Consider the following 23,023-nt stretch of genomic DNA (forward strand, 5'->3'; position numbering starts at 1 on the left):
CCTCAGGAGGTGACGCCATGGCCACCGCACTCACCAAGCAGCCCGCCGTGACGGTCGACGCGGCCCCGTACGCCGCACGGCTCGAGCACGTCTCGAAGTCCTTCGGCCGTCCCGGCGCGGAGACGCACGTGCTGGACGACATCAGCATCGATGTCGCGCCGGGCGAGTTCGTCTGCCTCCTGGGGGCCTCGGGCTGCGGCAAGTCCACGCTGCTCAACCTGGTCGCAGGACTCGACCGGCCGTCCGCCGGGGGCATCCAGACCCCCGGCGGCCGTCCGGCCCTGATGTTCCAGGAGCACGCCCTGTTCCCGTGGCTCACCGCGGGCAGGAACATCGAACTCGCCCTGCGCATGCGCGGCGTACCCCGCGCCGAGCGGCGCCCGGAGGCCGAGCGGCTGCTGGAGCTCGTGCGCCTGAAGGGCGCGTACGGCAAGCGGGTGCACGAACTGTCCGGCGGCATGCGGCAGCGCGTCGCGCTGGCCCGGGCGCTGGCGCAGGACAGCCAGCTGCTGCTGATGGACGAGCCGTTCGCGGCGCTCGACGCCATCACCCGTGACGTCCTGCACGAGGAACTCACCCGCATCTGGGCCGAGACCCGCCTGTCGGTGCTCTTCGTGACCCACAACGTCCGCGAGGCGGTGCGGCTCGCTCAGCGGGTCGTGCTGCTCTCCTCGCGGCCGGGACGGATCGCCCGGGAGTGGACGGTCGGCATCCCGCAGCCGCGCCGCATCGAGGACTCGGCGGTCGCCGAGCTCTCCGTGGAGATCACCGAACACCTCCGGGGGGAGATCCGGCGCCATGGCCAGCACTGAGACGAAGGCGGACGTCAGGCCGGGCGGCGACCTCGCGGGGCTGGAGGCCGGGCTCGACGCCCTGGAGACCCGGTCCGCGACCCGCGTGCCGCTGGCCCGTGTGCTGCTGCAGAAGGCCGTTCCCCCGCTCGTCGCCATCGCGCTGGTGCTGGTGGTGTGGCAGCTCGCGTACCACTTCGAGCTCAAGCCGCACTACCAGCTGCCCAGTCCGGCGGAGGTCGGGCGCGCCCTGCAGGACAAGTGGCTCGACGGCACCCTGCTCGGCTACGTCTGGACGAGCCTGTCGCGCGGCGCGCTGGGCTTCGTGGCCTCCGTCGCGATCGGCACGCCGCTCGGCCTGCTCGTGGCGCGGGTCCGGGTGGTGCGGGCCGCGATCGGGCCGATCCTGTCGGGCCTGCAGTCCCTGCCGTCGGTGGCGTGGGTGCCCGCGTCGATCATCTGGTTCGGCCTGTCGGACGCCACGATCTACTGCGTGGTGCTGCTGGGCGCGGTGCCCTCGATCGCCAACGGCCTGGTCGCGGGCGTCGACCAGATCCCGCCGCTGTTCCTGCGGGCCGGCCGCACCATCGGCGCCACCGGCATCCACGCGGTGCGGCACGTGCTGCTGCCGGCCGCCCTGCCGGGTTACCTCGCCGGCCTCAAGCAGGGCTGGGCCTTCTCCTGGCGCTCCCTGATGGCCGCCGAGCTCATCGCCACCTCCCCCGACCTCGGCGTGGGCCTGGGCCAGCTGCTGGAGCAGGGGCGCGAACTGTCCGACATGCCGAGCGTGCTGGCGGCGATCCTGCTGATCCTGATCGTCGGCATCGGCATCGAACTGCTGGTGTTCGCGCCGCTGGAGCGTTCGGTGCTGCGCAGCCGCGGCCTGTTCGCACGGGGCTGACATGACCGCGCACCCCGTCCTCCTCGTCATCGCCCACGGCAGCCGCAACCCGCGGCACGCCGCGACCGTCCACGCGCTGACCGAACGGGTCCGGGCGGCCCGTCCCGGGCTGCGCGTGGAGACGGCCTTCCTCGACCACTGCGCGCCCAACGTGCCGCGGGTCCTGGACCGGCTGGCCGCGGCGGGCGTGCGCGAGGTGGTGGCGCTGCCGCTGCTGCTCACCCGGGCCTTCCACGCCAAGGCCGACATCCCGGCCGTGCTGCGCGAGTCCGCGGCACGGCACGCCCGGATGCGCGTGCGCCGGGCCGACGTGCTCGGCCCCTCACCGCTGCTGCTCGCCGCGCTGGAGCGGCGGCTGCGCGAGGCCGGGCTCGGCCCCGGCGACCGCCCCTCGACCGGGATCGTCCTGGCGTCGGCGGGCTCCTCGGACCCGGAGGCGATCGCAGTGATCGCAGAAATCGCGCGGGAGTGGCGGCGTACCGGTTGGTGCGCCGTGCGGCCTGCGTTCGCCTCCGCATCCCTTCCCACGACGGACGAGGCGGTGCGCGCGCTGCGCGCCGAGGGCGTACGGCACGTCGCCGTCGCGCCGTACGTCATCGCGCCGGGCTTCCTGCCCGACCGCATCGCCCGTGGCGCCGTGGCCTCCGGGGCGGACGTCCTCGCCGACGTCCTCGGCGACGCCCCGGAGGTCGCCCGGCTGCTGCTGCGCCGCTTCGACGAGGCGCTGCGACCCCGGTTCGCGCTGGCGCTGGCCTGAGGCGCGGCGCGCCGTCAGGACACGACGTCCGCCAGGCGTTCGACCTGGGCGGGGTCCGACGACCAGCAGTAGAGCACCACTTCGTCGGCGCCGATGCCGGCGTACCCGGCGACCGCGTCGCGGATCTGCTCCGCAGTGGCCAGGAGGCCCTCCGCCACGCGGTCGGCGAAGTCGGTGAAGGCGTAGTAGGCGCGGACGTTGGCGCGGGCGGCGGTGACCACCGCGTCCGGACCGAGCGCGACGTTGGCCTGGGCGACCAGGCGGGGCCGGCCGGGCCGTGCGTGCCGTTCCCAGCTCCGTTCCGCCTCCCGGAAGAGCCGGTCCATCGCCTTGGGCGGCAGCCCGGCGCCGAGGAAGCCGTCGCCGTGGCGGCCGACCCGGTCGATGGCCGCGTGGGCGAAGCCGCCGAAGAGCACCTCGGGCCCGCCCGGGGTCGCGGGGGCGGGACCGATCGGCCCGGCCCCGTCGCCGTACGGGTCACCAGCCCAGAGGCGGCGCAACACGGTCATCTGCTCGTCGAGCAGGCGGCCGCGGCGGTGGAAGTCGGCTCCCGCCGCGCGGAAGTCGTCCTCGCGGGCGCCCACGCCGATGCCGAGGGTGAAGCGGCCTGCGGACAGCCGGTCCAGCGTCGCGGCCTGCTTGGCCAGGACGGCGCCGTCGCGGAACGGGGTGATGAGCACCTCGGTCTGCAGCCGGATCCGGCGGGTCGCCCCGGCGAGCACGGCGAGGGTGACCAGCGGTTCGGGGTTGTCGTACACGAGACGGTCGAGCAGGCCGAGGGTGCTGAACGGACCGTCGTCGGCGCTGCGGGCCCAGGTCGTCAGCACGGCGGGGTCGTCGACGGGAAGGCCGAGACCGATCTTCATGGGGAACTCCTCCGGAAGGGCAGGGGCAAGTGGTGCCGCCCCTCCGTGACCGCACGACCGACCGTGCGGGCCGCTCCCGTTCTGCGGCGTCCTTCAGGGAGCCTGTTCGTCGAGTGCTGCCACCGTAACCCGGCGCCCCCGCCTCGCCCCTTCATTTCTCCCGTGTCGGACCGGCCTAGTAGTAGTGGCGCAGCGACGGCCACAGCCGCGACCACGGTTCGTCCGGGCCGGTGCACAGGACGATCGCTGCGTGCTGCTCCTCGTTGTCGACGTGCTGTCCGTTGTCGACGCGGCCGACCTGGCGGCAGCCGGCGAAGTGGCGTTCGACGCCGTCGGCGTCCTCCTGACGCACCAGCAGCACCGGTCCGGTGGCGGAGTCCGGTGGCGGGCCCCAGGCGGCGAAGCTCATGTGGGGGGAGTAGGGGGCGGGCAGGCCCCGGGCGGGGCCGTAATGGGCGAGGGCGCCGGCCTCGCCGTAGTTCTGCGCGAGGACGACGGCACGGGAGCGGTCGGCGGCGGGCAGGTCCGACCAGGCGTCGGCGACGGCGGCGGCGAGCTGCGGCCAGCCGATCTGCTCGCCCTGCTCCTTGTTGACGGCGTTCACGACGGCCACACCGCGCGGCGGGAGCACCGGCAGCGAGATCAGGGCGCTGATGACCGCCGTGACCGCGACGGCCGGCCACATGGCGCGCGGCCGGGAGACGGACGTGACGCAGCCCGCGGCGAGCAGCACGAGCAGCAACGGCAGGCAGTAGTACGGCTTGCCGCCGGAAGCGACGACCAGGACGGCGAGCAGGACGTAGGCCGGGGCGAAGGCACGGGCCCAGCGCAGCGCGGGATCGCGCCACAGCCGCAGCCCGCCCGCGATCCACACCGGCACGAACACCGGTGAGAGGAAGAGGATCTGCTGGGGCACGAACAGGACGCGGTTCTCGGCGCCGTCGTCCGCGCTGATGCCGCCCGCGACGGTCAGCTGGGGCCAGCCGTGCGCCGCCTGCCACCACAGGCCGGGCAGGGCCACCGCGAGCGCCACCGCGGCTCCGGCGACCGGCCACCAACCGCGCAGCACGTGCCGGGGGCCGGTGGCGAGCAGCGCCGCGAGGAGGGCGACGGCCAGCAGGGCGACCAGGTACTTGTTCTCCAGGCCGACGCCCAGGGCCGCACCCACCGCGAGCCACAGCCGGCCGTCCCCGGTGCGCAGCAGCCTCAGCAGGATCCAGCAGACGACCACCCAGGCGAGCACGTCGAAGGTGGCGGTGGAGACCAGGTGGCCGACGGCGAGGACGAAGCCGGAGACCGCCGTGCACACCGCCGCGAGCACCTGCGCCGGACGCCCGCCGCCCAGTTCCCTGGCGACGAGGGCGACGACCACGACCGTCGCGGCGCAGGCGAGGGTGGCCACCACCCGCAGCCCGGCGGGCGTCTCGCCGAAGACCGCGGTGGACAGGCGGGCGGCGAGCGGGGTGAGCGGGGGCTGGTCGACGTAACCCCAGGCGGGGTGGTCGCCGGCGACGAGGAAGTACAGCTCGTCGCGGTGGAAGCCGTAACGGCCGGACAGCGCGGTCAGCACGGCGGCGACCGCGGCCGCGACCGCCAGAACGGGCGCCGCGGCGAAGGACGCCACCTGCGCGCGGACGTGCGTAGCGGACAACCCCCACCCCCCGGTGTTCCCGGACGACGGTACCGGGGCGGTGCCCGGGGGGCCACGGTTCCGGCCGGACGGCGGTCGTCTAGTGTGCCGTGCACGGATTCGGGAGGGGTCATGGCAGAGGCGGCGGGAAGACGGCGGCGCATCGCGGCGTGGGTGCTCGGACCGGTGGGGCTGGTGCTCGCGGTCGGTGCGGTGGTGACGGCCCGGACCGGCTACACGACGGGCACCGTCTCGAGCGCGGCCATGGAGCCGACCTACTCCCCCGGTGAGCGGCTCCTGTTCGAGCGGGTGGGCGGGAACGAGGTCCGGCGCGGCGACGTGGTGCTGATCGACGGTCAGGACCGGTACGGCGGGCTGGTGCTGGAGCGCGTGATCGGCACGGGCGGCGACCGCGTCGCGGAGCGGAGCGGCGGGCCGGTGACGGTGAACGGCAAGGAGCTGTCCGAGCCGTACGTGAAGGACGGGGATCCGTCGGGCGGCGCGCCCGCGTTCGACGTCACGGTGCCCGAGGGGCGGCTCTTCCTGCTCGGCGACCATCGCGCGGACTCCAGGGACTCCCGCTGGTTCCTCCGCGAGCAGTCGGGCACCCTTCCCGCCGCCGGGGTGCGGGCCCGGGTTCTGGAGGACCGCGGCAGCGCGCTGCTGCCGGCCCTGGCGGCGCTGCTCGGCCTCACGCTGGCGATCACGGGCCTCGTCCTGGGGATCACCGCCCGGGTCGCCCGGCTCCGCGAACGGCACCCGGCCGTACCACCGGTCTGGGGCGCCGCTCCGCCGGTGCCCTAGGCCCCGACGTCGAAGCGGTTGAGCCGGGAACCGCCGGCGCGCGAGGCGCGGTCGAGCAGCGCACTCAGGACGCGGCGGCCCGGGGTGAGCCGGGCGCGGGCCTGCGGCGGGAGGTCCCACAGCGTGCGGGAGTCGCGCAACCGCAGGCCCCACGCGGCCAGTTCACGGGGATCGTCACAGCTCCAGCCGACGTTGACGGCGCGCGGTCGGCGCGCCTCGGCGGAGCCGACGGTGTCCATCAGGAGGACCGATCCGGGGAACCGGTCGCGGATGACGTCCACGGCGGAACGGGCCCCGGCCTCGGTGAGGTAGATGAGCACGGCCTCGGAGACGAAGAGGTAGGGGCCGGGCGCCGCCACGACGGCGGCCGCCCAGTCCGGTTCCGCGGCCGAACCGGCGACCATGCGGCGGCGCGCGTGCTCGGCGAAGAGCTCGCGGCGCAGCGCGATGACGTCCGGCAGGTCGACCTCGACCCAGGTGGCGGTGCCGTTGTCGACCCGCTCGTAACGGGTGTTCAGGCCGGCGCCGATCTCGACGACGGTGCCGGACGGGTGCTCGTCCAGGAACTCGCGCACCCAGTCGTCGAGGACGACGCCCCGGAAGACCGGGCCGAGCAGCCTCAGCCGGCCGCCGATGCGCGAGATGTCGTAGTCGAGGGCACCGGCCAGTTCGACCGACCGCGGGTCGCGGGTCAGCGGCCGCCTGCGGCGCGTCTCGGCCGCCCTCGCGTGCAGCGGTATGAGCAGGGTCTCCTGCACCGGGCCGAGTTCGACGCGCCGACGTTCCATGCCCGCACCGTACAGCGGTCAGGCACCGCGCAGGGCGTCGGCGAGGGGCCCGTCGCCGGTGACCTCGGCGCCGCCGTCGCGCAGGGACTCCGCGATGCCGCGGACGGCGCCCGCGGGCACGGCGAGCACCGCGTCGGGGCGCTTGGCCGGGCCGTCGGCGTACGAGGGGGTCCCACCGCCGAGTTCGATGTGGAAGGCGCCCTCGTCGAGGCGGACCTCGACCACTCCGGCGGGGACCCCGGGGAGCGCGGCGAGGTGCCGCATGAGGGGCACGGCCGCCCAGTGCGCGCGGACGGCGTCGGTGGGCCGCGGGTCCTGCAGTTCCGGCGCGCCCCATTCGGCGAGGGCGCCGAGCACGGGGAGCAGTTCCTCTCCGCGCCGGGTGAGTTCGTAGACGTACGCGGCACCGGGCGGCGCGAGGCGGCGGCGGGTGACCAGGCCGTCGCGCTCCATCTCCTTGAGCCGGGAGGCGAGGACGTCGGTGCTGACGCCGGGCAGGTCGGCGTGGAGGTCGGTGTACCGGCGGGGACCCGCCAGCAGCTCCCGGACGATCAGGAGCGTCCAGCGCTCCCCGACGGTGTCCAGGGCGCGGGCGACGGCGCAGTACTGGTCGTAACTTCGGCGCGGCATGATCCCCAGTGTAGACAAGTGGTTGGACTTCCCAAGCGTGTACTTGGTAAAACCAAGGAGAGCAGCGTACCGAGCAGGATCGCGGGACCGGGTCGGGAGGCCGTCGCATGGAGTACAAGCAGTCGGGCAAGCTGGCGGACGTCTGCTACGAGATCCGCGGGCCGGTGATCGAGCACGCCAACGCGCTGGAGGAGGCCGGGCACAGCGTCCTGCGTCTCAACACGGGCAACCCTGCGCTGTTCGGCTTCGAGGCGCCCGAGGAGATCCTGCAGGACATCATCCGCACGCTCCCCACGTCGCACGGCTACAGCGACTCGCGCGGCATCCTGTCGGCCCGCCGGGCGGTGGCCCAGCACTACCAGGAGCGCGGGCTCGCCGACGTCGGCGTGGACGACGTCTTCCTCGGCAACGGGGTGTCCGAGCTGGTGCAGATGGCCGTCCAGGCCCTCGTGGACGACGGCGACGAGGTGCTGATCCCTGCCCCCGACTTCCCGCTGTGGACGGCCGTGACGAACCTGGCCGGCGGCAAGGCCGTGCACTACCTCTGCGACGAGCAGGCGGACTGGTTCCCCGACCTCGACGACATCGCCTCCAAGATCACCAGCCGTACGCGGGCGCTGGTCATCATCAACCCCAACAACCCCACGGGCGCGGTCTACCCGCGCGAACTGCTCGAAGGCATGCTCGACCTGGCGCGCCGGCACCACCTGGTCGTCTTCGCCGACGAGGTCTACGACAAGATCCTCTACGACGACTCCGTCCACCACTCGGCCGCCCAGCTCGCCCCCGACGTGCTGTGCCTGACCTTCAGCGGGCTGTCCAAGGCCTACCGCGTGGCGGGCTTCCGCTCCGGCTGGCTGGTCGTCACCGGGCCCCGGCAGCACGCCAGGAGCTACCTGGAGGGGCTGACGATGCTGGCCTCAATGCGGCTGTGCCCCAACGTCCCGGCCCAGCAGGCGATCCAGGCCGCGCTCGGCGGCCGGCAGAGCATCAAGGACCTGATCCTGCCCGGCGGACGGCTGCACGAGCAGCGCGACAAGGCCTGGGAGAAGCTGAACGAGATCCCCGGCGTCAGCTGCGTCAAGCCCAAGGGCGCGCTCTACGCCTTCCCCCGGCTGGACCCGAAGGTGCACCGGATCCACGACGACGAGAAGTTCGTGCTCGACCTGCTGCTCCGCGAGAAGATCCAGGTCGTCCAGGGCACCGGCTTCAGCTGGCCGCGCCCGGACCACTTCCGCATCCTGACCCTCCCCCGCGCCGACGACCTGGACGCCGCCATCAGCCGCATCGGCCGCTTCCTCGCGGGCTACCGGCAGTAGCCCGGGGCCGGGCGCCGCACCCCGGGGCCGTCGCATCCCGTTTGCGTGCGGCCGGGCTCCGCGACGGCGGTCGTTGTAGGGGGCAACACTCCCGTGGGCGGGGGTTTTCCCCACTCCCTGGGGAGGAGAAACCCTCCGCCGGTTCACCTGTCAGCCGGATGGGGTGCCGTCCCGTGGACCCATAGCGTCGAGGGCGAGGCGGTGGTGAGGTTCCACCGCCCGGCTTCGAGGGGGTTCGCAACCGTGGCAAGCGCACACGGCAGGGCACGTACCGCGGGGACGGTACGCGGGCAGGGCATCGCCGCCGCCATGGGCGGCTGGAGCGCCCGGCACCGCTGGACGGCGGTCGGGAGCTGGCTGCTCTTCGTCGTACTCGCGCTGGTCATCGGCTCGATGGCCGGGCGGGTCGACCTGACGGACCGGGAGGAGGTGCCCGGGGAGTTCGGGCAGGCGGTGGCCATCCTGGACGACGCCGGGCTGAACGACGGGCCGGCCGGTGAGATGGTGCTGGTCCAGGCGGCCGGGGGCTCCCTGAAGGCCACCGACCCGGCGTTCCGGGCCGTGGTCGGGGAGGTCGTCGCCGCGGTGAAGGGCACCGGCGAGGTCGCCTCCGTCCAGTCGCCGTACGACGTCGGAGCGGTCTCCGAGGACGGCCGGTCCGCACTGGTGAGGTTCGACCTGCGCGGCGACCCGCAGACGGCGCCCGACCGGGTCGAGCCGGTCGTCGACGCCGTCCAGGGCGTCCAGGACCGGCACCGCGACCTGAAGGTCGAGCAGTTCGGCGAGGCCAGCTCGGAGAAGGTCTTCAACGACGCCTTCGGCAGCGACTTCCAGCGCGCCGAGTACTCGGCTCTGCCGGTCGCGCTCGGCATCCTGCTGATCGCCTTCGGCGCGCTGGTGGCGGCGCTGCTTCCGGTGGCGCTGGCGATGACGGCCTTCCTCGCGACGACCGGCCTGGTGGCCGTCGTCAGCCACGGGGTGCACATGAGCGACACCGCCAACTCCGTGATGCTGCTGGTCGGCCTGGCGGTCGGCGTCGACTACTGCCTGTTCTACCTGCGGCGTGAGCGCGAGGAGCGGGAGGCGGGACACGACGCGCAGACCGCGCTGCGGATCGCGGCGGCCACCAGCGGCCGGGCGGTGCTGGTCTCCGGCGTGACGGTGATCGTGGCGATGGCGGGCATGCTCTTCACCGGCATCGGCGACTTCAAGGCGATGGGCCTGGCCACGATGATGGTGGTGGCCGTGGCGATGTTCGGCTCGGTGACGGTGCTGCCCGCGCTGCTGTCCCTGCTGGGCGAACGGGTCGAGAAGGGCCGGATCCCCTTCCTGCGCCGCCGGGGCAAGGGGCCGAGCGGGGAGTCCCGCATCTGGCGGGCGGTCCTCGCGGGCGTGCTGCGCCGCCCGGTGGTGGCGGCGGCGGTCGCCGGTGGGGCACTGGTCGCGCTGGCCGTCCCGGCGGTCGGCCTGAACACCGCGAACCTGACGCTGAGCCAGGAACTGGGCGACGGCCTGCCGGTCGTGCGGGCGTACGAGGACATCAACAAGGCGTTCCCGGGCGGCCCGGACCCGGCCCAGGTGGTCGTCAAGGCCTCGGACATCACCTCGCCCGAGGTCCGTCAGGCCATCGACGCCTTCTCCCGGGAGGCCGTGGCCAAGGGCGCCTCCCCCGGGCCGGTGGAGACGGAGCTCCACGAGAAGGCGGGCGTCGCCGTCCTCAAGGTGCCGCTGACGGGCGGCACGGACGAGGAGAGGGCCGAGGCCTCGCTGAAGGTCCTGCGCGACGAGGTGCGCCCGGGCACCCTGGGCGAGGTGGCCGGCGTCACGGCGCCCATCGGCGGCTCGACCGCGGCCTCGATGGACTTCACCGACAAGATCGGCGACGCGGTTCCCCCGGTCTTCGCCTTCGTCGTGGCCTTCGCCTTCCTGCTGATGCTGCTCTCCTTCCGGTCGCTGACCATCGCGGTCACCTCGATCGTGCTCAACCTGCTGTCGGTGGGCGCCGCCTACGGCATCCTCACCATCGTCTTCCAGCACGGCTGGGGCGCCGGCCTGGTGGGCGCCGAGGGCGTGGGTGCGATCGTGGCCTGGCTGCCGCTGTTCCTGTTCGTGATCCTCTTCGGGCTGAGCATGGACTACCACGTCTTCGTGGTCTCCCGGATCCGGGAAGCGCGGGTGCGGGGGCTGACCACGCAGGGCGCGATCCGGCACGGCATCACGACGACGGCCGGTGTGGTGACCAGCGCCGCGGTCATCATGGTGGCGGTCTTCGCGATCTTCGGCACGCTGTCCATGCAGAGCATGAAGCAGATGGGCGTGGGCCTGGCCGCGGCGGTGCTCATCGACGCCACCGTCATCCGCGGTGTGCTGCTCCCCGCGGTGATGGCCCTGCTGGGCGAGCGCAACTGGTACCTGCCCAAGTGGCTCGGCTGGCTGCCGGACATGACCCACGACGAGGCCGGCGTCGAGCCCGCCCCGGTGCGGCCGGTCACCGCCCCGGCACCGGTCGAGCCCTCCGGCGTGGGCCGCTGAACCGGCGGACGCCACGAGGACGCTCCGGCCCGGCCCCCGTCGCCACGGGGGCCGGGCCCCGGCGTACCCCCACCCGGCTCAGGGCCCGCAGGCGCCGAACATCCCCATCAGGGCCTCGACGATGAGCGTGCCCGTGCTCGCGGCACCCGTGCCGAAGGCGGTCGCCGGCAGGTAGCCCACGGCGGCGTCCTGCGGCGACGGGGAGCTCTCCCGAACGCGGCCACCTGCTGCCCGTCGCACCACACCACACTGCTGTGGGAGCTGACCGGTTCGAAACGGCAGGCCCCGCCCGGAAGCTCGGCACGGACGCCGGACGAGGAGCGGGTCAGCCCCCTCGGCCCGAGGTGCAGCCCGGCCGCGTCGCCGCCGACCGTCAAGGTCAGCCGTCCCGCGGCGCGGGTGCCCACCGGGGCCTGGGCGTGGTCCCGTGCCTCCCCTTCGCGGACGATCGTCGCGGTCGGCAGCCCCGGGCCCTCCACCCGGGCCAGGGCCGCGTGAACGCCCGGCAGGGTGATGTTTAGCGAGCCGGACAACTCGTCCCGCACCGTGCGCCGCGGCGCCGGGCCGACGGCCGGAGCCTCGCCCATGTACCTCACCGTCCTGTCGGAGGCGGCGTGACCAGGGCGGCCACTCCCCACCGAAAGTCCGCGCAAGGCCGCCCAGCGGGGTCGGGCTCAGCGCTCGGCGCCGGGGCGCGGGGTTATGGCCCCGCGCCCCGGGCCCTCCACCGCGCGCGCGGCCGGGGCCGTGGACGCGCCCGCGGAGCCAGGGGTCCGGAACGGGTCGAGGGCGGGCGCCGGACCGCGCGCCGTGAGGGGCGCGGTCCGGTCGGGATCCGAGAAGAGGTCTCGCTCATCGCCTGAAGTCGACATGCCCGCAGCGTATCCCGTGTTCGAATATTTGTGCGATCCCCCGGAAGAGTTAATGAACCGGCGGCCCGAACCGCCTCACCGTGGCGGCCGTCCCCGGCTCGTACGGCCGCCACGGCCCGCGCCCCTCCCCGCCGTCCCCGTCCCCGTCCTCCCCGTCCTCCCCGCCGTCCGGGCGGCCGGTCGCCACGAACGCGGCGAGCGCCCCGCCGAAGGCCCGGGCGAGGGCGCGGTCGGCGTCGTCCACCGGGCCCAGCATCGGGGCGTCGGCGTACGCCGCGAAATCGCCGAAGAGGAAGGGGAGTTCGGCGCAGTGCGTGGCGCCCAGGGTGCCGTCGTCCCCGGGCGGGCGCCGCGTGAAGCGGTAGGCGTACGCGGGCCGGCCCCGCTCGGCGCAGTGGGCCGCGATCGCGGTGACCCCGGCCCCGAAGACCCGCTCGGTCCCGGCCGCGTCGGGGAAGCCGGCGGGCGAGGCGGCACGGAAGGCCGTCATCTCGTCCTGCGTGCTGCCCAGCAGGACGTCCGTGCCGTCCAGGCCGCCCGCGGCCACCGCCGCCATCGGGGCGCGGGGCAGGCCCGCCCCGCCGAGCACCGGGTGCATCGGTGGGGCGACGTCGCCGGGCCGGGCGCGCTCGGCCGACAGCCGCCCGTACGCCGACACGAGCCGCTCCGCGGGCAGTTCCCGCAGTTCCGGCGGGTGCGTGACGCCCAGGAGCCGCAGATAGGCGGCGGTGACCTCGGCCGCCTCGGCGGGCTCCCGCGGTGCGAGCCCCCACGGCCCGCTCTCGGCGAGCACCCGCCGGACGAGTCCGTGCGTGCCCGGGTCGACGGCGAGGCAGAGCGCGCAATACGCGCCGGCCGACTGCCCGCCCACCGTGACCAGCGCGGGGTCACCGCCGAAGGACGCGATGTTGTCGCGGACCCAGCGCAGCACCGCGGCCTGGTCCCGGCTGCCGAGGTTGTCCGCGCCGAGTTCCGGCAGGTACAGCCAGCCCAGCGGGCCGACGCGGTAGTTGGCGGTGACGACGACGATGCCGCCGAGGGCGGCGAGCCGCGTGCCGTCGTACCAGTCCCAGCCGCCCGAGCCGGTGGTGAAGCCGCCGCCGTGGAACCACACCAGCACCGCCCGGGGATCGGCACCGGCCTCGAGCGCCCCCTCGGGCGCCCACACGTTGAGGGTGAGGCAGCCGTCCTCGTCCCCGTGCGGCTCGCGCGGGCCCATGACGACCGCCAGCCGGGACGGCGCCTGCGGCACCTCGGGGCCGGCGTGGGCCGCGTCGCGCACGCCGGCCCAGCCGGGGTGCGGTGCGGGCGGGGCGAACCTCAACGCGTCCACCGGCGACGCCGCGTAGGGGATCCCGCGGAAGGCCGCCACGCCCCCCTCCCCGGTCACCCCGCGCACGGAGCCGCGCTCCGTGACCACCACCGGCCGCCGCTGTCCTTCGGTCTCACTGTCCATGGCAGCCGGTCTACCGGCAACGACCGGCCGGTGGCCACGACCTGCCCCGGCCGACGTGGCGGCACGTGCCCCCGATGCCGCCCGGACCGCCGGACGTGCGCGATGCGCGGCGGTTACCGTCAGGCCCCGGGTGCGCCTGGCGCCCCGGCGGCCTCGCCGGCCCGGACGGCCTCCGCCTCCGCCGCCGCCTCCGCGGCCTGCCGTTCCCGCTCCTTGCCACGGGCGGCGGCGCGCCGGCCGTAGAGGATCGTCCACGCGATGAGGACACCGGTGACGGCGTACGCCATCACCGAGTTGACCGTCACCATGGTGGCGGTCGACAGCTTGTACGAGAGGCCGATCCTGGCGAGTGCCTCGAGGATGTAGCCGACCCCCCAGGCGACGGTCATGGTGCGGATGACGTGGCGGAAGCCCTCGTACTGCCACAGGCCGTCGAACCGCTCGGCGTCCTCCTTGGTGCCGTTGGTGCCGAACTTGCGCCCGAAGTAGAACATCAGCGGCCGGGGCGCGAGCAGGCTGGCCAGGCAGACCACCCCGAACAGGCCGGTGACCGCGGAGTCCTTGACCAGCAGCAGGCGCGTGGAGTGCGGGCCCACGACGGTGACGACGACGGTGATCACCAGGAACACGAGGGTGATGACGGCGAACTCGTCCACCTTGCGGCGCCAGGCGAGCGTGATGGCGGTGTCGAGCACCGGCCACACGCCGGAGACGAGCAGGGCGGAGAACTCGCTCCAGCCGGCGTCGGTGAGCCGGCCGTAGGTGAGGATGGGCAGGACGATGTTGAAGGTGATGGTGAGCGCCCAGCCGAGCGCGGACGACGTGCCGGAACGTGCGGACACGGCTTTCCCCCCGTAGTAGTTGCCGAAGCCGCAGGGGAACATACGCCCGGCGCCGCCGCCCCGGCCAGGCTCTTTGCCCAGGCTTTAGGGCGGCGGCGCCGCGTGTGCCACCGGGCCCCGGTCCGGGGCCCGGCACCGGTCAGTCCTCCGGGGGCAGCTCCCCGGCGAAGGCCGCGGCGAGCCGCAGCCAGGGCGCGGCCTCGGCCTCGCGCCCCTGCCGCTGGAGGGTCCGGCCCAGCATCAGGTGCGCGTAGTGCTCGACCGGGTCGCGCTCGACGACCACGCGCAACTGCTCCTCGGCACGGCCGAGCTGGGCGGAGTGGTAGTAGGCGCGGGCGAGCAGGAGGCGCGGGGCGACCTGCTCGGGCACCTCGTCGACGACGGCCGTGAGCAGCCGGGCCGCCTCGGTGTACTCCTTGGCCTCGAAGTAGAGCCCGGCGCGCGCCCAGCGCTCCGCCGTGGTCTCCTCGTAGGCGGCGTAGGACCCGTGGTTGGTGGTGGTGTTCACGCGAGCTCCTCTCCGGGTGCGGTGTGCGGCATGTGACCGGCCGGCTCCCGTCCGAACCGGCCCCGTTCGAAGTCCTCGACGGCCTGCATGACCTCGGCCTTGGTGTTCATGACGAACGGGCCGAAGTGCGCGACCGGTTCGCGGATCGGGCGGCCGCCCAGGATCAGGACGTCCAGGGCGGGGGTGCGGCTGTCGGGGTGGTCGGTCGCCTCCAGGGTCAGGGTGTCGCCGCTGCCGAACACGGCCAGCTGGTGCGCGTCCAGCGGGCGCCGTTCGGCTCCGGCGGTACCGCGCCCGGACAGCACGTAGGCCAGGGCGTTGAAGTCCGGCCGCCAGGGCAGGACCAGGCGCGCGCCGGGACTGACGGTGGCGTGGACCAGCGTGATCGGGGTGAAGGTGCTCCCCGGTCCCGCGTGGCCCGCGACCTCGCCGGCGATGACGCGGACCAGCGCGCCGCCGTCGGGCGAGGACAGCAGCGCCGCCTCCGGGCCCTCGATGCTCTGGTAGCGGGGCGCGTTCCACTTGTTCGCCCGCGGCAGGTTCACCCACAGCTGGACGCCGTGGAACAGCCCGCCGGAGACGACCAGTTCCTCCGGCGGCGCCTCGATGTGGAGGATGCCGCTGCCGGCCGTCATCCACTGCGTGGCGCCGTCGGTGATCGTGCCTCCGCCGCCGTGCGAGTCCTGGTGCTCCATGCGGCCGTCGATCATGTACGTGACGGTCTCGAAGCCGCGGTGCGGGTGCCACGACGTGCCCTTGGGCTCGCCCGGCGCGTACTCGACCTCACCCATCTGGTCCATATGGATGAAGGGGTCGAGCTCCCGCGTCGGCACACCGGCGAAGGCGCGGTGCACCGGGAAGCCCTCGCCCTCGAAGCCCTGAGGGGCGGCGGTCACCCTGCGCACCGGGCGCTGCTCGGCGGTCAGCGGGTCGGGCCCGGCGACACGGGGCAGCAGCAGGGTGTTCTCCACGGTCACGGCAGGCATGACGCCCTCCTCGGCAGTCTCGGCGGGCCCGGTCCGGGCCTCGCACGGTCGGTTTAACATTCAACCAACCGAATCCATTCCGGCCCGCCCGCCGTCTGCCGTGGAGGCCCCCGGAGACCCCGCCGGCCTCAGAAGCCGAAGCGCGGGCGTTCGCCCTCCGGCACCAGGTCCACGTACTCAGGGTGCTTGCCGATCCACGCACGGATGAAGGGGCAGAACGGCAGCACCGCGAGCTTCCGCTCGCGGGCCGCGTCCAGCGCGGCCCGGGCGAGGGCGCCGCCGAGCCCGCGACCGCCGAAACGGGGGTCCACCTCGGTGTGGATGAACGCTATCTGGTCCCGGTACAGGTGGTACTCGGCGAAGCCGGCCACCTCCTCGGCACCGCCCTCCTCCGCCGCGTCGAAGATCTCGAAACGGGACTTGCCGGGGTTGTCGGCGACGCGCAGTGCCATCGTCTCTCCTACTCGGGCCGCAGGGCGGCCAGTTGCTGTGCGAACGGAACGACCGTATCGGCCGCGGTCACCGGGGCCGGGGGCCGCGTCACCAGCAGCGCCGCCAGCTCGCCCGCCGCGCGCACGATACGGGTCGGCAGGGTGTCGGTGAGCGCGTCGCCGCTGCCGCCCCAGTCCTCCGAGGCCGCGTACACGGCGGTCGGGACGACCACGGCCCGCAGGTAGGCGAAGAGCGGCCGCAGGGCGTGCTCCAGCGCGAGCGAGTGCCGGGCCGTACCGCCGGTGGCGGCGATCAGCACGGGCTTGCCGGCCAGCGCGTCGTTGTCGATGACGTCGAAGAACGACTTGAACAGCCCGCTGTACGAGGCCGAGAAGACCGGCGTCACCGCGATCAGGCCGTCCGCCTCCGTGACGGCGGCGACGGCGTCCGCCAGGGCGCGACCGGGGAAACCGGTGACCATGTTGTGGGCGATGTCCACGGCCAGGTCGCGCAGTTCGACCACCCGCACGTCGAGGGTGCGGCCGCCGTCCGCGACGGCCCGGCGTACGGCCTCGGCGAGCCGGTCGCCGAGCAGCCGCGTGGACGACGGCGTGCTCAGGCCGGCCGAGACGACCACGAGCTTGAGGGGTGCGGCGGTCACTTCGCGGCCTCCTTCTCCTTCTCCTCCAGGACCTGCGCGTCACGGCGGGCGACCAGCGAGACGTGCGTCGGGGCTTCGGGCACGTCCGCGGGACGGCCCTTGGCAAACTCCTCGCGCAGCACCGGCACGACCTCCTCGCCGAGCATGTCGAGCTGCTCCAGCACGGTCTTCAGCGGCAGTCCCGCGTGGTCCATCAGGAACAGCTGGCGCTGGTAGTCGCCGGCGTACTCGCGGAAGCCCAGCGTCTTCTCGATCACCTGCTGCGGCGAACCGACGGTCAGCGGGGTCTGCTCGGTGAAGTCCTCCAGCGACGGACCGTGCCCGTACACCGGCGCGTTGTCGAAGTACGGCCGGAACTCGCGGACGGCGTCCTGCGAGTTCTTCCGCATGAACACCTGGCCGCCGAGGCCGACGATGGCCTGCTCCGGGGTGCCGTGGCCGTAGTGCGCGTAGCGCGCGCGGTACAGCTCGACCATCCGCTTGGTGTGGTCGGCCGGCCAGAAGATGTTGTTGTGGAAGAAGCCGTCGCCGTAGTACGCGGCCTGCTCGGCGATCTCCGGCGAGCGGATGGAGCCGTGCCAGACGAAGGGGGCCACGTCGTCCAGCGGGCGGGGCGTGGAGGTGAAGCCCTGCAGCGGGCTGCGGAAGCGGCCGGCCCAGTCGACGACGTCCTCGCGCCACAGCTTGTGCAGGAGCGCGTAGTTCTCGACCGCCAGCGGGATGCCCTGCCGGATGTCCTGCCCGAACCAGGGGTAGACCGGTCCGGTGTTGCCGCGGCCCATCATCAGGTCGACGCGGCCGTCGGCCAGGTGCTGCAGCATCGCGAAGTCCTCGGCGATCTTCACCGGGTCGTTCGTGGTGATCAGCGTGGTCGAGGTGGAGAGGATCAGCCTCTCCGTGCGGGCGGCTATCCAGCCGAGCATGGTCGTCGGGGACGAGGGCACGAACGGCGGGTTGTGGTGCTCACCGGTCGCGAAGACGTCGAGGCCCACCTCCTCGGCCTTGAGCGCGATCGCCGTCATGGCCTTGATCCGCTCGTGCTCGGTCGGCGCCCTGCCGGTCGTGGGGTCCATGGTCACGTCACCCACAGTGAAGATCCCGAACTGCACCGGCTTCACCCTCCTCCGTCGTCTCACGATATGTTGTTGATTATTCAACCACCCCTTCCAACGAGATGCCTCATCGGGCTATTCCTCCCCCGGCGCCACCCCGGGCGGCGGTGCGACAGGTGGCGGTGACCAGCACGGCAGACGTGCGGGGCGCGGGAGGCCCCGATCGCAGCGCAAGGGGGTCGCGAGCGGGCGGCGCGGCCTCGACGGATGCGAGCGGCCCCATCGGGCGCTGACCACGGGCACCGGCCCCACGGTCCGCCCGGCACATCGCTTCCCCGCCGGCGGGGGCACCGCCGGCGATCCCCGTCACGGATACGCCGTACACGCATCCGCGCCCATGGCACCTGCGGGGGACACGGGGCGGTCCGGACACGGACGGTCGACCGTAGCGGACCGCGCGGGGGAAAGGCGAATTACGTTCACGGGTGGGTGAAAAGTGCCTATGTGACTGGATCGGAACACCTCCGGCAGAGCACTCTCAGGGGCGCCAGTCCGGCGTACGCCGCCCCGTGCGCCCCGCGACGCTCCCCCTCCTGCCTCCGAGCCGAAGTCCGTTTCCTGACACATGAGCCACGTGATGCTGTCCCCGAAGCCCACCGCCCTTGACGCGCGTTCCGCGGCGGGCCTCGTCCGGCAGTGGCGCAGAGCCGTGGAGCCGCAGGCGCTCGCAACGGCGTACGACGCACTCGCCGCGGCAGGCCCGCTCGTGCCGACGCCGTGGGGCGCGCTCCTGGTCACGGGGTACGAGGAGTGCCGGCAGGTGCTGACCGGGCGGGAGTGGCTCACCCTCGGGGCCCGGTGGCGCGACGCCCACCGCCCCGGGTGGCGGGAGAGCGAGAGCACGGTCGGGCTGTGCGAGACGCCCCTGCAGCAGGATCCGCCGGAGCACACCGCGCGCCGGCGTCCGCTCAACGCGGTGCTGGCCCCGCGGGTCGTGCGGGAGGCGGCGGAGCGGCTCGTGGAGCCGCTCACCGACCGCCATGTGCGGGAGTTCGCCGCGGCCGTGCGCCGTGACGGCGCCGCCGACGTCGTCGCCCGGGTCTGCCGGCCGCTGCCCACCGCGGTCCTGGCGGAGATGGCCGGGCTGCCGGAGTGGATCGACCGGGGGTGGCTCGCCGCCGAGAGCGCCGCCATGGTGCGCGTGGAGGAGCTCGCCGCACCGCCCAGCGTCGTACGGCGGGCGGACGCCGCCGCGCTGTCCCTGCTCGACGCGTACGACCGCGCGCTGGCCGAGCGCCGCCGGCACCCCACGGGGGACCTGCTGTCCCGGTGGGCCGCCGAGGACCCGGCAGGGGCCCGCTATCTGCTGCTGACGCTGTTCTCCGCGGGGGTGCCCACCACGGCCGCCCTGCTGGCCGGCACGGCGCTGACGCTGATCACCGACCCCGCGTCTGCCGAAAGGATCCGCCAGGACCCGGGGTTCGCCGGGCCGCTCACGGACGAACTGCTGCGCTGGGACCCGCCGGGACGGGTCGTGACCCGCGTGGCGGACGCGGACACCGAGCTGGGCGGCCGCCCGGTGCCCGCCGGACGCGTCGTCCACGCGCTCATCGGCGCGGCGCACCGCGACCCGGCGCGCTTCCCCGCCCCGCACGTCTTCGACGCGGACCGGCCGGCGCAGCGGCTGCTGGCCTTCGGCGGCGGCCTGCACTACTGCCTCGGGTCCCATCTGGCCCGCGCGCAGGCGCTCGCCTTCGCCCGGGCCTTCGCCCGCGAGCTGCCCGGCGCCCGGGCCGCCGCCCCGCCGGTGCGGCACACCGGGCCGAGCATGGCCGACATCGCCCGGCTCACCATCCACTCGCCCCTCACCTAAGGGAGACCGAAGGCCAGTGACCGAAATCCAGGACGCCACCGACGCGTTCCGCAAGGACCTGTCGTCGTCGACCTTCGTGCGGGCCATGGTGGAGACGGGCGTCCGGCCCTTCTACCGATCCCTGCACATGGCGGGCGACGGGGAGGCCGTCGTCGAGGGGCGGGACGTCGTCATGGCGGGCTGCAACGACTACCTGGGCCTGTCCACGGACCCCCGGGTGACGGCGGCCGCGGCCGAGGCGCTGACCCGCTACGGCGCCTCCTGCTCCGGTGCGCGCACCCTCAACGGCACCCTCCCCCTCCACGGCGAACTGGAGGAGCGGATCGCGGACTTCCTGGGCACCGAGGCGGCCGCCGTGGTCACCACCGGCTTCCAGGCGAACCTCGCCGTGGCCGCCCTGCTCGGCCGCGGCGACATCGCCTTCAGCGACATGTCCAACCACGCCTCGCTGGTCGACGGCATCCGGCTCGGCGCGGCCCGCCGCGTCCTGTACCCGCACTCGGACACCGTGCGGCTGGACACGCTCCTGGAGCAGGCCACGGCCGCGGAACCGGCCGCGGGCAAGGTCGTCGTCACCGACGGGATGTTCTCCATGGACGGCGACCTGTGCCGGCTCCCCGAGCTGACGGAGCTCGCCGCCCGGCACGGCGCCCGCCTCGTCGTCGACGGCGCCCACGACATCGGGCTGCTCGGCCCTGGCGGGCGCGGTGTCGCGGACCACTTCGGCCTCATGGACCGGGTCGACCTGTTCACCGGGACCCTGTCCAAGTGCTTCGGCTCCACCGGGGGGTTCCTCGCCGGTCCCGCGCACGTCATCGACTACCTGCGCTACAGCGCCCGCTCCATCCTCTTCTCCGCGTCGATGCCGCCGGCCGCCCTCGCCGCCGGGATCGCCGCGCTCGGCATCGCCGCGGCCGAGCCCTGGCGGCGCCGGCGCGTGCTCGCCCTCGCGGAGGCGCTGCGGGCGGGGCTGCGCGCGCTCGGCTACGACACGGGCGACTCGGTCACCCCGGTCGTGCCCGTCCTCATCGGGGACGCGACCGTGTGCGCCCGCATGTGGCAGGCCCTGCTCGACGAGGGCGTGTTCACCAACGCGGTCGGTGCCCCCGCCGTCCCCGAGGGCCGCTGCGTGATCCGGGTGACCGTGCAGGCCACGCACTCCGACGCCCATCTGGAGCGGATCTTGGGCGCCTTCGCGGCCGCCGGCCGCCGGGTCGGCCTCGTCCCGGACCTGCCCGCCCAGGCGGTGGCCCGGTGAACGCCGTCACCGTCACCCCCGTCGAGGACCGCGCCGCCACGACGGCCTTCATCAGGCTGCCGTACGCGCTCTACCGCGACGAACCGCACTGGGTCGCGCCGCTGGAGCGCGAGGTGCGCGCCTTCCTCGACCCGCGCCGCAACCCCTTCTTCGAGACGGCCGAGGCGCGGCTCTTCCTCGCCCGCCGGGGGCGCCGGACCGTCGGCCGGATCGCGGCCGTCACCGACCCCCGCTTCCACGAGCGGCACGACTACAAGTGCGGTCACTTCGGGCTCTTCGAGTGCGCCGACGACCTGGAGGCCGCCGGGGCCCTGTTCGACGCGGTGGCCGACTGGCTGGCCGGGCGAGGGCTGACCCGGATGCTGGGCCCGCTCAGCTTCTCCGTCAACGACGAGTGCGGACTGCTCGTGGACGGCTTCGACGGGCCGCCGAGCGTGGGCATCCCTTACAACCCGCCGTACTACGCGGACCTGCTGACCGGCTGCGGCTTCGGCAAGGCCAAGGACCTGCTGTCCTGGCTGGTGCCGATGCCCCCCGACGGCGAGCCGCCCGCCGCGATCGCCCGGGTCGCCGCGCGCACCCTGGCCGACCCGGCCGTGCGGGTGCGGCCGCTCGACCCGGACCGCTACGAGGCCGACATGGCCGTCATCAAGGACATCTACAACGACGCCTGGGCCGAGAACTACGCCTCCGTGCCGCTGACCGACGCCGAGTTCCTGCACATGGCCGCACAGTTGAAATCGGTCCTCCACCCGGAGCTGGTGCGGATCGCCGAGGTGGACGGCGAGCCGGCCGCCTTCACGCTGTGGGTGCCGGACGTGAACCAGGCGCTGCGCACCGCGCGGGGCAGGCTCACCACCTGGGGACTGCCGGTCGGCATGCTGCGGATCAGCCGCGCCATGGGGCGCATCACCCGTGTCAGGGGCGGCACCTCGGGCGTGCGCAAGGAGCACCGCAGCCGGGGGCTGGTGGCGGTGCTGCTCGCCGACGCGCAGCGCGCCGCGTTCCGGCTCGGCTACACCGAGACCGACCTGTCCTGGATCCTGGAGGACAACCGCGGCTCCAACCGGCACGCGCAGGCCATGGGCGGGGTGCACTTCAGGACGCACCGGCTGTACGAGCGCGACGGCGGGGGCCTGCGGTGAGGTACCTCGTGACCGGCGCCACCGGCTTCATCGGCGGCCACCTCGTACGCCACCTCACCGCCCGCGGCCACGAGGTGACCGCGCTGGTCCGCGGCGGCCGCGACGTGCCCGGCGCCCGCAGCGTGCCCGGTGACCTGGCCACCGGGGAGGGGCTGGCCGTCGCACTGCGGGGCGTGGACCGGGTCGTCCACCTGGCGGGGGTCACCAAGGCCGGGGACCCCCGCGCCTACGCCGCCGTCAACGCCGCCGGCACACGGCGGCTGTGCGAGGCGGCCGCGGTCGCCGCCGTGCCGCCGCGCCTGGTGTACTGCTCGTCGCTGGCCGCCTCCGGCCCCGGGCGGCGGCGTCACGAGGACGCGCCGCCGGAGCCGGTCTCCGCGTACGGGCGCAGCAAGCTCGGCGGCGAGTGGGCGGTGCGGGACGCGGCGGACCGGCTGCCGGCCGTCGTGGTCCGGCCGCCGATCGTCTACGGCCCGGGTGACCCGGAGTTCCTGCCGCGGCTGGTGGCGGCGGTGCGTACGGGCCTGCTGCCCGCGGTCGGCCGGCCCGGGCCGCGGCACTACTCGCTGATCCACGTCGACGACCTGTGCAGGGCGCTGATCACCGCCTCCGACCCCGGCACGACGGACGTGGGCACGTACCACGTCTGCGACGGCACCGAGCACCGCTGGGAGGACATCGGCGCCGCCGTGGCGGCCGCGCTCGGGCGCCGGGCGCCGCGGGTGGTGCACATCCCCGGGCCGCTGGCCATGGCCGCGGCACGGCTGTTCGGCAGCTCGTCGGCGCTCAACCCCGACAAGGTCGCCGAAGCGCTGCACCCCGCGTGGACCTGCGCCCCCGGCGGCCGCCTCCCGTACCGGCCCGCCGTCACGCTGCCCGAGGGGCTGCGCGGCGCCCTGAAGCGCTGACCGCCCCGCCAG

The 23,023-nt window shown here is 74.3% G+C and carries 22 protein-coding genes; 10 read left to right on the forward strand and 12 right to left on the reverse strand.

Annotated elements, in window-relative coordinates; translation table 11 throughout:
• Positions 1-17 precede the first annotated feature (17 nt).
• The 3 genes from PV410_RS01410 to PV410_RS01420 are packed head-to-tail and all read left to right on the forward strand — an operon-like array spanning position 18 to position 2,449.
• The gene (locus PV410_RS01410; protein WP_500321738.1) at positions 18-812 is read left to right on the forward strand and encodes an ABC transporter ATP-binding protein; all 795 of its coding nucleotides are present in this window, start codon (positions 18-20) and stop codon (positions 810-812) included.
• A complete protein-coding gene (locus tag PV410_RS01415) occupies positions 799-1,692 on the forward strand; it encodes an ABC transporter permease (protein ID WP_499514653.1) in 894 nt (297 codons plus the stop codon). The genes PV410_RS01410 and PV410_RS01415 overlap by 14 nt, the downstream gene beginning before the upstream one ends.
• A gap of 1 nt (position 1,693) precedes the next feature.
• The gene (locus PV410_RS01420; RefSeq protein ID WP_500321740.1) at positions 1,694-2,449 is read left to right on the forward strand and encodes a sirohydrochlorin chelatase; all 756 of its coding nucleotides are present in this window, start codon (positions 1,694-1,696) and stop codon (positions 2,447-2,449) included.
• 14 nt (positions 2,450-2,463) lie between these two features.
• Here the strand turns inward: PV410_RS01420 and PV410_RS01425 are convergent, their stop codons facing one another.
• Both PV410_RS01425 and PV410_RS01430 read right to left on the reverse strand, forming a co-directional pair.
• The gene (locus PV410_RS01425; protein ID WP_500321741.1) at positions 2,464-3,315 is read right to left on the reverse strand and encodes an LLM class flavin-dependent oxidoreductase; all 852 of its coding nucleotides are present in this window, start codon (positions 3,313-3,315) and stop codon (positions 2,464-2,466) included.
• Positions 3,316-3,490: 175 nt separating this feature from the next.
• On the reverse strand, positions 3,491-4,966 hold the full coding sequence (locus tag PV410_RS01430; protein WP_500321742.1) for a glycosyltransferase family 39 protein: 1,476 nt from the start codon (positions 4,964-4,966) through the stop codon (positions 3,491-3,493).
• 111 nt (positions 4,967-5,077) lie between these two features.
• Here PV410_RS01430 and lepB point away from each other — a divergent pair, with 111 nt between their 5' ends.
• Entirely contained in the window at positions 5,078-5,749 is a 672-nt protein-coding gene (lepB, locus tag PV410_RS01435; protein WP_500321744.1) for a signal peptidase I, read from the forward strand.
• Here the strand turns inward: lepB and PV410_RS01440 are convergent.
• Both PV410_RS01440 and PV410_RS01445 read right to left on the reverse strand, forming a co-directional pair.
• Positions 5,746-6,537 (reverse strand): class I SAM-dependent methyltransferase, encoded by a 792-nt coding sequence (locus PV410_RS01440; protein ID WP_500321746.1) that lies wholly within the window; start codon positions 6,535-6,537, stop codon positions 5,746-5,748. The genes lepB and PV410_RS01440 overlap by 4 nt on opposite strands.
• Before the next feature lie 18 nt (positions 6,538-6,555).
• The gene (locus tag PV410_RS01445; protein WP_500321994.1) at positions 6,556-7,170 is read right to left on the reverse strand and encodes a winged helix-turn-helix transcriptional regulator; all 615 of its coding nucleotides are present in this window, start codon (positions 7,168-7,170) and stop codon (positions 6,556-6,558) included.
• A gap of 104 nt (positions 7,171-7,274) precedes the next feature.
• On the opposite strand from PV410_RS01445, the gene PV410_RS01450 reads away from it, so the two are divergent.
• Positions 7,275-8,486, forward strand: a complete 1,212-nt coding sequence (locus PV410_RS01450; RefSeq protein ID WP_500321748.1) for a pyridoxal phosphate-dependent aminotransferase — start codon at positions 7,275-7,277, stop codon at positions 8,484-8,486.
• Between the two features lie 309 nt (positions 8,487-8,795).
• On the forward strand, positions 8,796-11,018 hold the full coding sequence (locus PV410_RS01455; protein ID WP_500321995.1) for an MMPL family transporter: 2,223 nt from the start codon (positions 8,796-8,798) through the stop codon (positions 11,016-11,018).
• Between the two features lie 78 nt (positions 11,019-11,096).
• On the opposite strand, the gene PV410_RS01460 is transcribed toward PV410_RS01455, so the two are convergent.
• The 8 genes from PV410_RS01460 to PV410_RS01495 form a co-directional block, all read right to left on the reverse strand.
• Positions 11,097-11,258, reverse strand: a complete 162-nt coding sequence (locus PV410_RS01460; RefSeq protein WP_500321750.1) for a hypothetical protein — start codon at positions 11,256-11,258, stop codon at positions 11,097-11,099.
• A gap of 681 nt (positions 11,259-11,939) precedes the next feature.
• A complete protein-coding gene (locus PV410_RS01465; protein WP_500321751.1) occupies positions 11,940-13,346 on the reverse strand; it encodes a carboxylesterase family protein in 1,407 nt (468 codons plus the stop codon).
• A gap of 119 nt (positions 13,347-13,465) precedes the next feature.
• Positions 13,466-14,188, reverse strand: coding sequence for a VC0807 family protein (locus tag PV410_RS01470; RefSeq protein WP_500321753.1), 723 nt, complete (start codon positions 14,186-14,188; stop codon positions 13,466-13,468).
• Between the two features lie 139 nt (positions 14,189-14,327).
• Positions 14,328-14,696 (reverse strand): tetratricopeptide repeat protein, encoded by a 369-nt coding sequence (locus PV410_RS01475; RefSeq protein ID WP_500321754.1) that lies wholly within the window; start codon positions 14,694-14,696, stop codon positions 14,328-14,330.
• Complete coding sequence (locus PV410_RS01480; protein WP_500321755.1) at positions 14,693-15,682, reverse strand: pirin family protein; 990 nt, start codon at positions 15,680-15,682, stop codon at positions 14,693-14,695. Before PV410_RS01480 ends, PV410_RS01475 begins: the two co-directional genes overlap by 4 nt.
• 128 nt (positions 15,683-15,810) lie before the next feature.
• A complete protein-coding gene (locus PV410_RS01485; protein WP_500321757.1) occupies positions 15,811-16,134 on the reverse strand; it encodes a GNAT family N-acetyltransferase in 324 nt (107 codons plus the stop codon).
• Positions 16,135-16,142: 8 nt separating this feature from the next.
• Positions 16,143-16,775 (reverse strand): FMN reductase, encoded by a 633-nt coding sequence (locus PV410_RS01490; RefSeq protein ID WP_500321759.1) that lies wholly within the window; start codon positions 16,773-16,775, stop codon positions 16,143-16,145.
• Complete coding sequence (locus PV410_RS01495) at positions 16,772-17,884, reverse strand: LLM class flavin-dependent oxidoreductase (RefSeq protein WP_500321760.1); 1,113 nt, start codon at positions 17,882-17,884, stop codon at positions 16,772-16,774. The genes PV410_RS01490 and PV410_RS01495 overlap by 4 nt, the downstream gene beginning before the upstream one ends.
• Before the next feature lie 580 nt (positions 17,885-18,464).
• Between PV410_RS01495 and PV410_RS01500 the strand changes: the two genes are divergently transcribed.
• From PV410_RS01500 to PV410_RS01515, 4 genes are read left to right on the forward strand one after another with little or no spacing between them, the layout of a single operon-like run.
• Complete coding sequence (locus PV410_RS01500; protein ID WP_500321761.1) at positions 18,465-19,700, forward strand: cytochrome P450; 1,236 nt, start codon at positions 18,465-18,467, stop codon at positions 19,698-19,700.
• Positions 19,701-19,716: 16 nt separating this feature from the next.
• Positions 19,717-20,958 carry an aminotransferase class I/II-fold pyridoxal phosphate-dependent enzyme gene (locus tag PV410_RS01505; RefSeq protein ID WP_500321763.1) on the forward strand — a complete coding sequence of 414 codons (1,242 nt, stop codon included), beginning with the start codon at positions 19,717-19,719 and terminating at the stop codon, positions 20,956-20,958.
• The gene (locus PV410_RS01510) at positions 20,955-22,103 is read left to right on the forward strand and encodes a GNAT family N-acetyltransferase (protein WP_500321765.1); all 1,149 of its coding nucleotides are present in this window, start codon (positions 20,955-20,957) and stop codon (positions 22,101-22,103) included. Before PV410_RS01505 ends, PV410_RS01510 begins: the two co-directional genes overlap by 4 nt.
• Positions 22,100-23,011 (forward strand): NAD-dependent epimerase/dehydratase family protein, encoded by a 912-nt coding sequence (locus tag PV410_RS01515; protein ID WP_500321767.1) that lies wholly within the window; start codon positions 22,100-22,102, stop codon positions 23,009-23,011. The genes PV410_RS01510 and PV410_RS01515 overlap by 4 nt, the downstream gene beginning before the upstream one ends.
• Positions 23,012-23,023 lie beyond the last annotated feature (12 nt).

The sequence above is a fragment of the Streptomyces sp. PA03-5A genome (assembly GCF_033792725.1).
Taxonomy (GTDB): domain Bacteria; phylum Actinomycetota; class Actinomycetes; order Streptomycetales; family Streptomycetaceae; genus Actinacidiphila.